Raw genomic sequence first — 14,359 nt, forward strand, 5'->3', positions numbered from 1 at the left:
CGGCGGCGGGCGCGCTCGTGGCGGGCGCGGCCAGGGCGGGCGTGCTCGTGGCGGGCGCGGCCGGGGGCGTCGGCGCCGCGGGGCCCGATCCCGGTGCCGGCTTGGCGCGCAGGGCTCTGATGGCCATCGTGCCCTCCGCCCCGGCGGAGGCGTCCGGGGCGGCCGGGCCCGCGGGCTTCACCGGTCCGGTGGGGCGGCGGAAGGTGACCGTTCCCTCGCCGGTGGGAGGCGTCGGCGTGCCCGGCTTGACGGCGGGGCCGCCGCTGGCGCCGGGAGCCTCGGTGCCGTCCGTGCCGTTCTCGGTGCGGGCCTGCGCGGGTACGCGGTGCGCGGTGCCACGGGCGGTGCCCGGCGCGGCACCGTCCGCGCGGGCCGCGGGCTCCCCGGACAGCCTCGGGTCGCGCGGCTCCGGGTGGCCCCACGACACGCGCTGGTCCTGCTCCCCGCCGAGCCCGCTCTGCCGGGCGGCGTCCGCGGCCCAGGCCGTCGCGGGCTCCTGCTCGGCGTCGGCGGGCTCCTCGGACTGGGCGACGCCCTCCGGTTCCTCGTCGAAGAAGACGGGGCCGGTCTCCTCGACCTTCGGCGCGGGAGCCCCTGCCCGCGCCGTCGCGCGCGGCGGCGCGGGCAGGGGCTCTCCGTCGGACGGCGCCGGACGGCTCGTACCGGGCACCCAGGCCGTGCCGTTCCAGTACCGGACGTAGCCGGGGATGGACGGATCGGGGTAGTAGCCTTCGCGGGGCCTGTCGTCGCCGGGGGCCGGGGTTGGGGCGCTCATGTCCGTCGTCCCGTATCTGCTCGGGGGTCGTGTGAGGCTCCACATCTACCAGACCGGTGCGCCCCGCCGGGCCGCTCCCGCCGCACCGCCCCCTTCCGTGCACGGTTCCTCCCCGGCCTCCGCCCCGTCCGCCCCGGTCCCGTCCACGGTCCGCCCGCGCGGGGTCCGGGGGCGTCCCTCGAAAAACTTTCCCGAAGTCGCGTAATGCCCGGCGCCTTTCGCGCTCTCGCTCTTCGCGGGCCCGTCCCACGGCCCGCGGTCAGACGCGAGACAACAGAGAGGAAGCGCGGACATGTACACCGTCGTGGAACGCGAGCTGGAGCTCAAACTGGTCCTGTCGCCGGAACGCGTGGTCCCCGTCCCGGCCCGGCTCACCTACCGCACCGACGACCCCTACGCCGTGCACATCGCCTTCCACATCGGCTCGGAGAACCCGGTGCACTGGACGTTCGCCCGGGAACTCCTGGTGGAGGGGGTGTTCCGGCCGTGCGGCCACGGTGACGTGCGGGTGTGGCCGACGAAGGTCGAGGGCCGCTCGGTGGTCCTGATGGCGCTGAGCTCGCCGGACGGGGACGCCCTCCTGGAGGCGCCCGCGCCCGCCGTGTCGGCCTGGCTGGAGCGGACGCTGCGGGTGGTCCCTCCGGGCTCTGAGGCCGAGCGGCTCGGCATCGACGGCGGCCTGGCCGAGCTGCTCGCACCCACCCCCGGCCGCGCCGACGAGCTGTGGCTGCGCGACCCGTGGCCCTCGGACGAGTCCGTGGACGGTGAGTGAGCGCAGCCGGCCAGGGGACACCCGCCGCGGGGGCGGGACGAGGTGAGCGGGCTCAGAAGAGCTTGCCGGGGTTGAGGAGGTGGTGCGGGTCGAAGGCGGCCTTGACGGCGCGCTGCATCTCGACGCCCACCGGCCCGAGTTCGCGCGCCAGCCACTCCTTCTTCAGGACGCCGACGCCGTGCTCGCCGGTGATGGTGCCGCCGAGGTCCAGGCCGAGGGCCATGATCTCGTCGAAGGACTCGCGGGCACGCCGTGACTCGTCGGGGTCGGCCGCGTCGAAGCAGACGGTGGGGTGCGTGTTGCCGTCGCCGGCGTGGGCGCAGACCCCGATGGTCAGGGCGTACTTCTCGGCGATGCGCTCGACGCCGACGAGCAGGTCGCCGAGGCGGGAGCGCGGCACGCACACGTCGTCGATCATCGTGGTGCCCTTGACCGCTTCGAGGGCGGTGAGCGACAGGCGGCGGGCCTGGAGCAGGAGTTCGGACTCGGCCGCGTCCTCCGCCGGGACGACCTGGGTGGCCCCGGCGGCCTCGCACAGGGCGCCGACGGCGGCGAGGTCGGCGGCCGGGTCCGGGGTGTCGAAGGCGGCGAGGAGCAGCGCCTCGGTGGTCTCGGGCAGGCCCATGTGGGCCAGGGAGTTGACGGCCCGGATCGTCGTCCGGTCCATCAGCTCCAGGAGCGAGGGCAGGTGGCCCTTCTCCATGACGGCGCAGACGGCGTCGCAGGCGGCGGCCGCCGAGGCGAACTCGGCGGCCAGGACGAGCTGCTGGGGCGGGCGTGGCTTCAGGGCGAGGACCGCCTTCACCACGATGCCGAGGCTGCCCTCGGAGCCGACGAACAGGCGCGTGAGGTCGTACCCGGCGACGCCCTTGGCGGTGCGGCGGCCGGTGCGCAGGAGGCGGCCGTCGGCGAGGACGACGTCGAGGCCGAGGACGTACTCGGCGGTCACGCCGTACTTGACGCAGCACAGGCCGCCGGAGGCGGTGCCGATGTTGCCGCCGATGGTGCACATCTCCCAGCTCGACGGGTCGGGCGGGTAGGCGAGGCCGTGCTCGGCGACGGCGCGCGAGAGGGTGGCGTTGACGACGCCGGGCTCGACGACGGCGATCCGGTCGACGGGGCTGATCTCCAGGATGCGGTCCATCTTGACCAGCGAGACCACGACGCAGCCGTCGCTGGCGTTGGCCCCGCCGGACAGGCCGGTGCGCGCGCCCTGCGGCACCACCGGCACGCGCAGCGCGGTGGCCGTGCGCATGACGTGCTGGACCTGCTCGACGGTGCGCGGCAGGACGACCACGGCCGGGGCGCCGGCCTCGCAGAAGCTCGCCATGTCGTGCGCGTACGAGGACGTGACGTCGGGGTCCGTGAGGACCGCGTCGGCGGGCAGACCCGCCCGGAGGGCTTCGACGAGGGCGCTGCTCATGATCACAGCCTCGCACCCGGGGGCCATCGGTGTGAACCCGTGTGCGGCGCCCTTCACGTGCCGGGACGCACTCTTCGTATTGACGCACAGTTACGCCATGGAGACCCAGAAACCGAACGCCCCGCAGGCGGCGCCCGAGGTCCCCGCGCTGGGTCCGGCCGGGTCCCTTGCGCAGTTGCTCAGTGGGGAGCGGCTGCGCGGGGGGAAGCGGCCGCGCCGCCCCCGCCGGGCCCGGTGGCGCGCGGTGGTGGCGTCCGTCGCGGGGGCCGCGGTGCTCGGCGGGGTCCTCGTGTGGGAGCCCTGGGCCGATGAGCGGGCGGAGCGGACGGCGCGGCCCGCGCTCGGGCCGTCGGGGCGGGCGCTCGCCGCGGTGGGCGCCGGGGCCCCGGCCGCGCTGCCCGACCTGGCCGCGCTCATCAGGGAGCGCGAGGCCCATCTGCGGGCGCATCCGGGGGACGCCCCGTCGTGGGCGGTGCTCGGCACGGCGTATGTCGAACGGGGCCTGCGCACCGGGGACTTCGCGTCGTACCCGAAGGCCGAGCACGCGCTGCGGACGTCCCTGAAGGCCTGGCCCGACGGGAACGTCGACGCCCTCGCCGGGCTCGCGGCGCTCGCCAACGCGCGGCACGACCACCGCGCGGCGCGCACGTGGGGCGAGCGGGCGGCGCGGCTCGCGCCGAAGCGGTGGGCGACGTACCCGGTGCTCATCGACGCCTACCGGGGGCTCGGGGCCGCCAAGGCGGTGGGCCGGTCGCTGAAGAAGCTCCAGGGCCTGACGTCGGGGGCCGCCGTGATGACCTGGTCGGGCCTCGTCTACCGCGACCGGGGCTGGCGCGAGGACGCGGCGGCGAAGCTGACCGACGCGGCGGCCCTGGCCCGGGGGCCCGCCGAGCGGGCCGCGGCGCTGCACCGGGTCGGGGAGCTGGCCTGGGAGCGCGGGGAGCCCGCGGAGTCGCTGCGCTACGCCGAGGCGGCGCTCGCGGCGGATCCCGGGCACCATCCCTCGCTCGCCGTGAAGGGGCGCGCCCTCGCGGCGCTCGGCCGCACCTCGGAGGCGCTGCGCGCCTACCGGAGCGTACTCAGCCGGTGGCCGGAACCCGTCTACGCCCTGGAGCTGGGCGAGGTGTACGAGTCGCTGAAGCTGATGCCGGCCGCGCGGGCGCAGTACGACGTCCTGCGGGCGCGGGTGCGGGAGGCCGGGCGCGAGGGCGTGAACCACGAGCGGGTGCTCGGGCTCTTCGAGGCGGACCACGGGGACGCGGAGGCCGCGGTGCGGCGGCTGCGGGCGGAGTTCAAGCGGCACGGGAGTCCGCAGAACGCGGACGCGCTCGGGTGGGCGCTGCACCGGGCCGGGGACTCGGAGGCCGGGCTGGAACTGGCAGAGGAGGCGATGGAGAAGGGGCCGCGCAGCGCGGTGTTCGCCTACCACCGGGGGATGATCGAGCGGGAGCTGGGGCGGTACGGGGCCGCGCGGCGGCACCTCTCGCTGGCGCTGCGGGTCCACCCGAACTTCTCCCCCCTGGGCGCCCCCGCTGCCCGCCGGGCCCTGGCGGCCCTGGGCGACCCGCCCGAGGGCGGCCCGGCCGAGGTCTACGCCCAGCCGGGCACGGAGGCGGCGAAGCCGACGAAGCCTGGGCGCGCCCGCTGAGCCGCGGGGCTGCACCTGGGGGTTCTCGGCTTCGCCCGCACAGGGGAGCCCCCCTTCGCCCGGCGGGACGATCGCTCGCCCACAGCAGCAACGACACAGCGCCGGGGCACCTGAGTCGGCCCACAGCGGAATGCCCAGTGCGCACCACCGGGCGGACCCCCCCACCCCCCCCCCCCGGGAGGGAGAGCGGGACGCGACGGGCAGGCGGGAAACACCGCCGCGGCAGCGGCGGAAACCATGGGCACCCACCCCCAGCGCCTCGCGCCAGGACCAGGCAGGACTCACCACCAGGCGGGCCCACCCACCGCCCCCGCCGTGAGGGGCGAGGTGTCAGGTCCTCGTCCCGAAGCGGGGCGCGACGGGCAGGCGGCAGACACCGCCGCAGGAGCGGCGGAACCATGGGCGGCCAGCCCCAGCACCCCGCGCCAAGGCCAGGCAGGACTCACCACCGGGCGGACCCGCCCACCCGCCCCCGCCGTGAGGGGGAGCGGGACGCGACGGGCAGGCGGGAAACACCGCCGCGGCAGCGGCGGAAACCATGGGCGGTCAGCCCCAGCACCCCGCGCGCCCAGGCCCGGCAGGCGAAGCCAGCCCGCCACGGGTGGGCGGGCGGGAGACACCGCCGCGGCAGCGGCGGAAACCCTAGGCACCCACCCGCAGCGCCCCGCGCCGGACCCCAACCCACAAGGCCGGGCACCACGGGTGGGCGGGTGGGTGACACCGCCGCGGCAGCGGCGGGACCCGTGGGCGACCAGCCGCAGCGCTCCGCGCCGGACCCCGGCCCGCAAGGCCGGGGCAGCACGGGTGGGCGGGTGGGAAACTTCGCAGCGGCGGAAGCCAGGGCAGGCAGCCGCAGCGCCCCCCGCCCAGGCCCGGCAGGCGAAGCCGGGCCGTCATGGGCGGGCGGGTGGGTGAGAGGCCCCCGTCAGGGGCCGGGCACCTCTAGAGGTTGCCCCGCTTCGCCTGCTCCCGCTCGATCGCCTCGAACAGCGCCTTGAAGTTCCCCTTCCCGAACCCCATCGACCCGTGCCGCTCGATGAGCTCGAAGAACACCGTCGGCCGGTCCTGCACCGGCTTGGTGAAGATCTGCAGCAGGTACCCGTCCTCGTCCCGGTCGACGAGGATCTTCAGCTCGCGCAGGGTCTCGACGGGCACCCGCGTCTCACCGGCCCACTCCCCGAGCGTGTCGTAGTAGGAGTCGGGGGTGTCGAGGAACTGCACGCCCGCGGCCCGCATCGTGCGGACGGTCGCGACGATGTCGTTCGTGGCGAGGGCGATGTGCTGGACGCCGGCGCCGCCGTAGAACTCCAGGTACTCGTCGATCTGGGACTTCTTCTTGGCGATGGCGGGCTCGTTGATCGGGAACTTGACCTTCAGGGTGCCGTCCGCGACCACCTTGGACATCAGCGCCGAGTACTCGGTGGCGATGTCGTCGCCCACGAACTCCTTCATGTTCGTGAAGCCCATGACCTTGTTGTAGAAGGCGACCCACTCGTTCATCCTGCCGAGCTCGACGTTGCCCACGCAGTGGTCGATGGCCTGGAAGGTCCGCTTGGCGGGCGGGGCCACGAGCGGCGACGCGGCCACGAAGCCGGGCAGGTACGGGCCGTCGTAGTTCTTGCGCTCGACCAGGGTGTGGCGGGTCTTGCCGTAGGTGGCGATGGCGGCGAGGACCACGACACCGTGCTCGTCCTTCACCTCGTACGGCTCCTCGATGCCGCGCGCGCCGTGCTCGACGGCGTACGCGTACGCGGCGCGCGCGTCCGGCACCTCGATGGCGAGGTCGACGACGCCGTCGCCGTGCGCGGCCACGTGGTCGGCGAGGAAGGTGCCCCGCTCGGTGGACGCCTTGATGACGGAGGTGAGGACGAACCGGGCGGAGCCGTTCTCCAGGACGTAACTGGCGGTCTCGCGGCTGCCGTTCTCCGGTCCGGAGTAGGCCACGAGCTTCATGCCGAACGCCGTGGAGTAGTAGTGCGCGGCCTGCTTGGCGTTGCCCACGGCGAACACGACCGCGTCCATTCCCTTCACCGGGAAGGGGTCGGCCTCGCGCGCGGTTTCGGGGGTGGTGTGTGTGGTCTGAGTCATAGGCCGAGGCTGCCGCCGATCCGCAAGATGCGCAATAGTTCGCGCATTTCCTGGTCAATCTGCACAGCGAAGGGCCCATACTGGCGGGCGTTCTGTACATCATGACTATTCGGGAGGCGGCATGGCGATCGATCATCTGGACGGCAGGCTCCTCGTGCTGCTGGCGCGCGAGCCGCGCATCGGCGTCCTGGAGGCGTCCCGCAGGCTCGGGGTGGCGCGCGGCACGGTGCAGGCGCGCATGGACCGCCTTCAGTCGAACGGAGTCATCCGCGGATTCGCCCCGCAGGTGGACCCGGCGGCGCTCGGCTACCCGGTCACGGCGTTCGCGACGCTGGAGATCAAACAGGGCCAGGGCGCCGACGTGCGGGCCCACTTGGCGACCGTCGCCGAGGTCCTTGAGCTGCACACCATCACCGGCCACGGCGACATGCTGTGCCGCCTGGTGGCCCGTTCGAACGCGGATCTCCAGCGTGTGATCGACCGGGTGCTGGGTTTTGATGGCATCGTCCGGGCCTCCACGGCGATCGTCATGGAGAACCCCGTTCCGCTGCGGATCGTCCCGCTGGTGGAACAGGCGTCCGGCGCCTGACGCCCCCGGGCGGGACGGGGCGGGCCGGGCGTCGGCACGGGTTTCGGCACGGGTGCCGCCAAGGGTCCCGGCGCGGGTGCCGGGACGGGTCTCGGCACCGGTGCTGGCAGGGGTGCCGGCATGGGTAAGGAGTAGGAGGCACACGGCACACGGCACCCGACGCACAGCACACGGCACACGGCACCCGACGCACAAGGGCCCCGGGATCCCCCCGGCGCCGTCTGAGCGCGCCCCGTGAGGTGAGCGGCACTGTGAACTTCTGGGACTACCTCGGCACCCGTCACCAGCAGTTGCTGGCGGACGCGTACCAGCACGCCAGCGCGGTCTTCCAGTGCATGGTGGTGGCGACGGTCATCGGCGTGCTGATCGGTGTGGTGACGTACCGCAGCGAGTGGGCGGGCAACCTCGCCACCACGGTGACGTCCACCATCCTGACGATCCCGTCGCTCGCCATGATCGGTCTGCTGATCCCGGTGGTGGGCCTCGGTGTCGCGCCGACGGTCACGGCCCTGACGCTGTACGGGCTCCTTCCGATCGTGCGGAACGCGATCGTGGGCCTGCGCGGCGTCGACCCGGCGCTGGTGGACGCCGCGAAGGGCATCGGGATGTCGCGGCTGCACCGGCTCGCGCGGGTCGAGCTGCCGCTGGCCTGGCCGCCGATCCTCACCGGAATCCGGGTCTCCACCCAGATGCTGATGGGCATCGCCGCGATCGCCGCGTACGCCTCCGGGCCCGGGCTCGGCAACGAGATCTTCCGCGGCATCGCCTCGCTCGGCAGCAAGAACGCGCTCAACCAGGTGCTCGCGGGCACGCTCGGGATCGTCGTCCTGGCGCTGCTCTTCGACGCCGCGTACGTGCTGATCGGCCGCCTGACGATTCCGAGGGGGATCCGTGTCTGAGACGCCGGAGAGGCCCGTCCCGTCCCCCGACCCGAGGGCGCCGGGCGCGGTCACCGACCAGGCGGGCTCCACCGCCACCTCACCCGCCGCCCCGGCCGCCGCCTCCGGCGCGACCATCGAGCTGGAGAACCTCACCAAGCGCTACCCGGGCAGCGCCGAGCCGGCCGTGGACAGCGTCAGCATGGAGATCAAGGCGGGTGAGACCGTCATCTTCGTAGGCCCTTCGGGGTGCGGGAAGTCCACCACGCTGAAGATGATCAACCGCCTGATCGAGCCGACCGGCGGCCGCATCCGGATCAACGGCGAGGACGTCACGGACATCGACCCGGTGAAGCTGCGCCGCAAGGTCGGGTACGCCATCCAGTCCTCCGGCCTCTTCCCGCACATGACGGTCGCCCAGAACATCGCCCTGGTCCCGCGCATGGTCGGCTGGGGCAAGGCCCGCGTCAAAGAGCGCGTGGAGGAGATGCTGGACCTCGTCGGGCTCGACCCGGCCGAGTTCCACGGCCGCTACCCGCGCCAGCTCTCCGGCGGCCAGCAGCAGCGCGTGGGCGTGGCGCGGGCACTGGCGGCCGACCCGCCCGTGCTGCTCATGGACGAGCCGTTCGGCGCGGTCGACCCGATCACGCGCGACCACCTCCAGGACGAGCTGATCCGCCTCCAGCACGAGCTGCACAAGACGATCGTCTTCGTCACGCACGACTTCGACGAGGCCATCAAGCTCGGGGACCGCATCGCGGTGCTGCGCGAGCGCTCGCACATCGCGCAGTTCGACACCCCCGAGGCCATCCTCACCAACCCGGCCGACGACTTCGTCTCCGGCTTCGTCGGCGCGGGCGCGGCGCTGAAGCGGCTGAACCTGACCCGCGTACGCGACGTGGAGATGGCCGACGTGCCGACGGTGACGATCGACGACCCGCTCCAGGACATCTTCACCAAGCTGCGCGCGTCCGGTACGAACGAGCTGCTGCTCCTCGACAAGCGCGGCCGCCCCTACAAGTGGCTCCGCCGCGGCGACCTGATGCGCGCCAAGGGCTCCCTGGCCCGCGCGGGCACCCTCGTGCACGACACGGTGACCAGGGACGCCACGCTGCGCGACGCCCTGGAGGCGGTGCTCACCGACAACGCGGGCCGGGTCGCGGTCACCGGGCGGCGCGGCGAGTACACCGGCGTCGTCGACATGGAGACCCTGATGAACTCCGTGCACGAGATGCTGGAGGCCGACCGCCTCGACGCCCTGGAGCACCAGCACGAGCTGGAGGAGCAGCGCGCCCGCCTGACCCGCAAGGAGCAGGAAGGCGACGGTGGCGGGGAGGCGAAGGCATGAGCCCGACGCCCGGGAACGAACCCCGCGTCCCCGGCCGTCGGCCCGTGCCCCGGGAGGCCGCCCGGCCGCCCGGCGAGCACGAGGTCAAGGGGCTGGCCTTCCGCGACGCGTACGAGGACGAGTACGGCGAGGCCCCCGGCGGGTACGGCGCCGGGGACCCGGCCGGGCCGCGGCCGTCCGCGTCGCCGGTGGCGCGCGAGCCGCGCCGGGTGACCTGGCAGAAGCTGACCTTCCTGCCCGCGCTGCTGGCGGCGGTGCTGCTGGCGACCTGGCTCTGGTTCGCGCAGGCGGACCTGGACGCGATCTCCCGGAACGCCCTCTCCGACGGGCAGGTGGCCAAGGCGCTGCGGCAGCACATCGAGCTGACGGCGCTCTCCACGTTCTTCGTCCTGATCATCGCGATCCCGCTGGGCATCCTGCTGACGCGGCGCCGGTTCCGCAAGGGCGCGCCGGTGGCGATGGCCCTCGCCAACACGGGCCAGGCGACGCCCGCGATCGGCCTGCTGGCCCTGCTGGTGATCTGGCTGGGCATCGGCGAGAAGGCGGCCCTGACCGGCATCGTGATCTACGCCGTCCTGCCGGTCCTCTCCAACACGATCGCGGGCCTGCGGGCGAACGACCCGACGCTCCTGGAGGCCGCGCGCGGCATCGGCATGTCGCCGCTGGGCGTCCTCACCCGGGTCGAACTGCCCCTGGCGGTCCCGCTGATCCTGGCGGGGGTGCGCACCGCGCTCGTCCTGAACGTGGGGACGGCGACGCTGGCGACCTTCGGCGGCGGGGGCGGCCTCGGCGTGCTGATCACCACGGGCATCACCAACCAGCGCATGCCGGTCCTGATGCTCGGCTCGATCCTCACCGTGGTCCTCGCGCTCCTGGTGGACTGGCTGGCGTCGCTGGCCGAGCTCGTGCTCAGCCCGCGCGGCCTGGAGGTGCGGTCATGAGGGCCGGAGGGCGTACGAAGGCGCTGGCGGCGCTGGCCGTGGCCGTGGTGGCGGCCGGCGGCTGCGGCCTGACCAGCGGCTCGCCGATGGTGGACGACGTGGAGCCCGGCACCGTCGGGCGGGGCCGGCCGCTGGACGGCGCGAAACTGACCGTCACCTCCAAGGAGTTCACCGAGCAGCTCATCCTCGGCGCCGTCATGGGCATCGCCTTCCAGGCGGCCGGCGCCGACGTCCTGGACCGCACCGGCATCCAGGGCTCGATCGGCGCCCGCGAGGCGGTCAAGGGCGGTGACGCCGACGCCATGTACGAGTACACGGGCACCGCGTGGATCACGTACCAGGGCAACTCCAAGCCGATCACCGACCCGCACGAGCAGTGGGAGGCGGTGCGCGACGCCGACGCGAAGAACGGCGTGAGCTGGCTGCCGCCCGCCGCCCTGAACAACACCTACGCCCTCGCGACGAACGCGGCCAACGCCCGGAAGTACGGCACGAAGACGCTCTCCGACGTCGCCGCCCTCGCGAGGAGGAACCCCAAGGCGGTCACCGTGTGCGTGGAGGGCGAGTTCGCCAACCGGGCGGACGGCCTGCCCGGCATGCAGAAGGCGTACGGCATGAGGCTCCCGGCGGGGAACATCACGCAGATGGACACCGGGATCATCTACACGCAGGTGAAGAAGGGCAGTTGCACCTTCGGCGAGGTGTTCACGACGGACGGCCGCATCAAGGCGATGCGCCTCGGCGTCATGGAGGACGACCGGCGCTTCTTCCCCAACTACAACGCCGCGCCCGAGATCAACGCCAGGACCCTGAAGAAGCACCCGGAGATCGCGGAGGTCCTGGCCCCCGTCACGAAGAAGCTCACGAACGCGGTGGCGCGGGAACTGAACGCGAAGGTGGACGTGGACGGCGAGGACCCGCACGAGGTGGCCAAGGACTGGATGGTGGAGCAGGGGTTCGTGAAGGAGTAACTCCGGTGCGGGCGGGTGGAGTTCCATGCAAAGGGTTCGTTGCAAAGAACCCGTTGCAACGGAATCTTTGCACGCGTACGCTGCTGTCATGACCGGAGAGCCGGAGCGGCCCGCGCAGCGGAAGATCCACCACCTCGACGCCCGTTCGCTGCGGGGGCTCGCCCACCCGCTGCGGATGCGCCTGCTGTCCTCGCTGCGCCGCGACGGCCCGGCCACCGCCTCCCAACTGGCCGACCGCCTCGGCGAGTCGAGCGGCGCCACCAGCTACCACCTGCGCCAGCTCGCGGAGTACGGCTTCGTCGAGGACGCCCCGGAGCGCGGCACGGGCCGGGAGCGCTGGTGGCGGGCGGTGTACGACGGGACGATGCTCGGCGACGAGCTGCGCACGGACCCCGACCCGGAGGTGCGCGGCGCGGTCGGCACGCTGCTGTACGAGAGCGCGACGCAGCACTCCCAGGAGCTGTCCACCTGGCTGGGCACGACGGACGACTGGCCGAAGGAGTGGGTGGAGAGCTCGGACGTCAGCGACTTCACGCTGCGCCTGACCCCGGAGCTGAGCGCGGAGCTGGGCCGGAAGGTGCACGCCCTCATCGAGAGCTACCGCGCGCTGGCCCCGGAGGCGGACGCGCCGGACGCGGCCACGGTCCGCGTCCACCTGCACCAGTTCCCGACGCGGACCGCGACCTGAGACGACCACCGCCCGCTCGAAAGGAGCACCCCCATGCACGCCGAGCACCCCGACGTCCATCTGCTGCTGCACCGCGTCCACGCCGAGGAGTTACGGCGCCGCACCCTCGCCCGCAGGCCGCCGAGGCCCCCGTTCCGGGCTCAACTGGGCTGGGCCCTCGTCGAGTTGGGCCTGCTCCTGGTCAGCAGGTCGGGACCTTCCCGCCCTTGGCCAGAGCGCGCAGCGCGTCGACCGTACCGGACAGCGTGGTGACCGGGACCAGCCGGAGCCCCTTCGGCTTCTCCGCCTCGGCCGCCTCGCACTCGGCCTTCGGTACGAGGAAGACGGTGGCCCCGTCACGGGCGGCGCCCCGCGTCTTGAGGGAGACGCCGCCGACCGCGCCGACCGTGCCGTCCGCCTCGATGGTGCCGGTCCCGGCGATCGTCCGGCCGCCGGTCAGATCGCCGCCGCTGCCGTTCCCGTCCAGCTTGTCGATGATGCCGAGGGCGAGGAAGAGCCCGGCGCTCGGCCCGCCGATCTTGCCGAGGTCGGCCTTGACCGTGACCTTCTCGGTGCCCCGCACGCCGTTCTTCCTGAGGTAGCCGAGCGCCGCCTTCGTGGCGTCGTCCTGCGACTCCCGCATGTCGCCGAGGTTGTGCTCCTCGACTTCCTTCTCGTTGTCACCCTCCGGGTACACGGAGTCCCTGGGCATCACGGCCCGGTCGGTGCGGAACCAGCCGTCGATCACGTCGCCGAGCCGCACCGTCATCTGCGGGCCCGTCGCCACGATCGTCGTCATCCGCAGCTCGCCCTCGGTCTCGCGCGTGGGCGCCCCGGAGACGGTGAGCACGGGCTTGCCCTCGTGCTCACCGAGCACGTCCGCGGTGCCGCCCGGCTGGGCGACGGAGAACGGCAGCGGCGCGAACGCGGTGACGCCGAGCAGCGCGGCGACCGGCAGCGCGGACAGGGCCAGGGCCTGGGGGCGGCTCAATCGAGCGAGACGGGACAGCACCGCCTCAATGTAACCGGTGGCCCGGCCCGCCGTGGATCGCGGCCTTCGGCCCTGCTCGTCCGCAAGCGCCGGACGGGTTCCGTCCGCCTCAGCGCAGTGCCTCGGCGACCTCGCGGGCCGCGTCCACCACCCGCGGCCCCACCCGCTCCGGCACCGAGTCCGCCAGCATGACCACGCCGACGCTGCCCTCTATGCCGGTCACCCCGACCAGCGGCGCGGCGGCCCCGCTGGCACCGGCCTCCAGCTCGCCGTGGGTGAGGGCGAAGCCGGGGTCGGTGATCTGCCCCTGCCGGGCGGCGAGGATCGCCTTGCCCGCGGCGCCCCGGTCCAGGGGGTGGCGGAACCCGGTGCGGTACGCCACGTGGTAGTCCGTCCAGGTGGGCTCGACGACGGCGACGGCGAGCGCCTCCGTGCCGTCGACCAGGGTCAGGTGCGCGGTCGCCCCGATGTCCTCGGCGAGGGCGCGCAGCGCGGGCAGCGCCGCCTCGCGCACCAGCGGGTGCACCTGCCGGCCGAGCCGCAGCACCCCGAGGCCGACGCGGGCGCGGCCGCCCAAGTCGCGGCGTACGAGCGCGTGTTGTTCGAGCGTGGCGAGCAGGCGGTAGACCACGGTGCGGTTCACGCCGAGCTTGTTGGACAGCTCGGTGACGGTCAGGCCGTGGTCGGTGTCGGCGAGCAGCTTGAGGACGCGCAGTCCTCGGTCGAGCGTCTGAGAAGTCTCCGCGGTCACGACGCCCACTCCTTTAGTTGGTGAGGGTCGACGGCCCCCTCTGCGGCGGGCACCGGCTGCGCTCCGGGGCGGCGCTGCCACGGGGCGTTGTGTAGCGGGGACAGTAGCGAGGGCGTCCCGCTCAGCGGAAGACTCCGTCCAGAATCCGGTCAAGGGGAAGGAAAGACAGTCCGCTTTGCCCCGATGCGCGCCCCCGTATGTGGACGCGGAATGCACCCCGCCTGCACGAACCGCGCACGTTTCCCGACCTTCCGGTGACGCCAGGGCTGAAATCGGCCCCCGGGAGGGAGCGCCCCGGCTGGGAGCGTCCCGGCTGGAAGCGCCCCGAAGGGGCGCGGGGAACTGCGCGCTCAGCCACCCACGACCCGCAGGTCCGGTACCGACGGCAAGGCCCCCGAAGGCGGGCCACGGGGATGGCCCGGCTCCCCGCGAGGGGAGCCCTAGGCCGTTTCCTTCGGATCATCCGGTCGTTGGTCTGGGTGTGTCGTTGACTGACGCCCAGTGGGCGCGGATCGAG

The 14,359-nt window shown here is 73.6% G+C and carries 13 protein-coding genes; 8 read left to right on the forward strand and 5 right to left on the reverse strand.

The genetic code is table 11. The features are described 5' to 3' along the window. The coding region (locus QK440_RS38960) for a DUF2510 domain-containing protein (protein WP_282798002.1) at nucleotides 1-775 on the reverse strand (775 nt) is incomplete at its 3' end. A gap of 292 nt (nucleotides 776-1,067) precedes the next feature. Between QK440_RS38960 and QK440_RS38965 the strand changes: the two genes are divergently transcribed. Next, nucleotides 1,068-1,547, forward strand: a complete 480-nt coding sequence (locus tag QK440_RS38965; RefSeq protein WP_282798003.1) for an SsgA family sporulation/cell division regulator — start codon at nucleotides 1,068-1,070, stop codon at nucleotides 1,545-1,547. Nucleotides 1,548-1,599: 52 nt separating this feature from the next. Here QK440_RS38965 and QK440_RS38970 read toward each other — a convergent pair whose 3' ends face one another. Beyond that, the gene (locus QK440_RS38970; RefSeq protein WP_282798004.1) at nucleotides 1,600-2,970 is read right to left on the reverse strand and encodes an FAD-linked oxidase C-terminal domain-containing protein; all 1,371 of its coding nucleotides are present in this window, start codon (nucleotides 2,968-2,970) and stop codon (nucleotides 1,600-1,602) included. Between the two features lie 97 nt (nucleotides 2,971-3,067). On the opposite strand from QK440_RS38970, the gene QK440_RS38975 reads away from it, so the two are divergent. Next, nucleotides 3,068-4,618: a tetratricopeptide repeat protein gene (locus QK440_RS38975; protein WP_282798005.1), complete on the forward strand. Its 1,551-nt coding sequence runs from the start codon at nucleotides 3,068-3,070 to the stop codon at nucleotides 4,616-4,618. 942 nt (nucleotides 4,619-5,560) lie between these two features. Here QK440_RS38975 and hppD read toward each other — a convergent pair. Continuing rightward, nucleotides 5,561-6,706, reverse strand: a complete 1,146-nt coding sequence (gene hppD / locus QK440_RS38980; RefSeq protein WP_282798006.1) for a 4-hydroxyphenylpyruvate dioxygenase — start codon at nucleotides 6,704-6,706, stop codon at nucleotides 5,561-5,563. Between the two features lie 121 nt (nucleotides 6,707-6,827). Here hppD and QK440_RS38985 point away from each other — a divergent pair, with 121 nt between their 5' ends. From QK440_RS38985 to QK440_RS39010, 6 genes are all read left to right on the forward strand, one after another. Next, nucleotides 6,828-7,295: an Lrp/AsnC family transcriptional regulator gene (locus QK440_RS38985; protein WP_190138935.1), complete on the forward strand. Its 468-nt coding sequence runs from the start codon at nucleotides 6,828-6,830 to the stop codon at nucleotides 7,293-7,295. Nucleotides 7,296-7,546: 251 nt separating this feature from the next. Further along, complete coding sequence (locus QK440_RS38990) at nucleotides 7,547-8,194, forward strand: ABC transporter permease (RefSeq protein ID WP_282798007.1); 648 nt, start codon at nucleotides 7,547-7,549, stop codon at nucleotides 8,192-8,194. Between the two features lie 115 nt (nucleotides 8,195-8,309). Continuing rightward, nucleotides 8,310-9,521: a betaine/proline/choline family ABC transporter ATP-binding protein gene (locus tag QK440_RS38995; protein ID WP_282798012.1), complete on the forward strand. Its 1,212-nt coding sequence runs from the start codon at nucleotides 8,310-8,312 to the stop codon at nucleotides 9,519-9,521. Next, entirely contained in the window at nucleotides 9,518-10,462 is a 945-nt protein-coding gene (locus QK440_RS39000; RefSeq protein WP_282798008.1) for an ABC transporter permease, read from the forward strand. Before QK440_RS38995 ends, QK440_RS39000 begins: the two co-directional genes overlap by 4 nt. Then, complete coding sequence (locus QK440_RS39005) at nucleotides 10,459-11,433, forward strand: glycine betaine ABC transporter substrate-binding protein (protein WP_282798009.1); 975 nt, start codon at nucleotides 10,459-10,461, stop codon at nucleotides 11,431-11,433. The genes QK440_RS39000 and QK440_RS39005 overlap by 4 nt, the downstream gene beginning before the upstream one ends. 88 nt (nucleotides 11,434-11,521) lie before the next feature. Then, entirely contained in the window at nucleotides 11,522-12,121 is a 600-nt protein-coding gene (locus QK440_RS39010) for a helix-turn-helix domain-containing protein (protein WP_282798010.1), read from the forward strand. A 181-nt stretch (nucleotides 12,122-12,302) separates the two neighbouring features. Here QK440_RS39010 and QK440_RS39015 read toward each other — a convergent pair whose 3' ends face one another. Next, the gene (locus tag QK440_RS39015; protein WP_282798011.1) at nucleotides 12,303-13,112 is read right to left on the reverse strand and encodes a hypothetical protein; all 810 of its coding nucleotides are present in this window, start codon (nucleotides 13,110-13,112) and stop codon (nucleotides 12,303-12,305) included. An 88-nt stretch (nucleotides 13,113-13,200) separates the two neighbouring features. Next, a complete protein-coding gene (locus QK440_RS39020) occupies nucleotides 13,201-13,842 on the reverse strand; it encodes a helix-turn-helix domain-containing protein (protein ID WP_190138930.1) in 642 nt (213 codons plus the stop codon). Between the last annotated feature and the right edge of the window lie 517 nt (nucleotides 13,843-14,359).

Origin of the sequence: Streptomyces sp. CC224B, from assembly GCF_030010595.1 — a bacterium.
GTDB lineage: Bacteria > Actinomycetota > Actinomycetes > Streptomycetales > Streptomycetaceae > Streptomyces > Streptomyces longispororuber.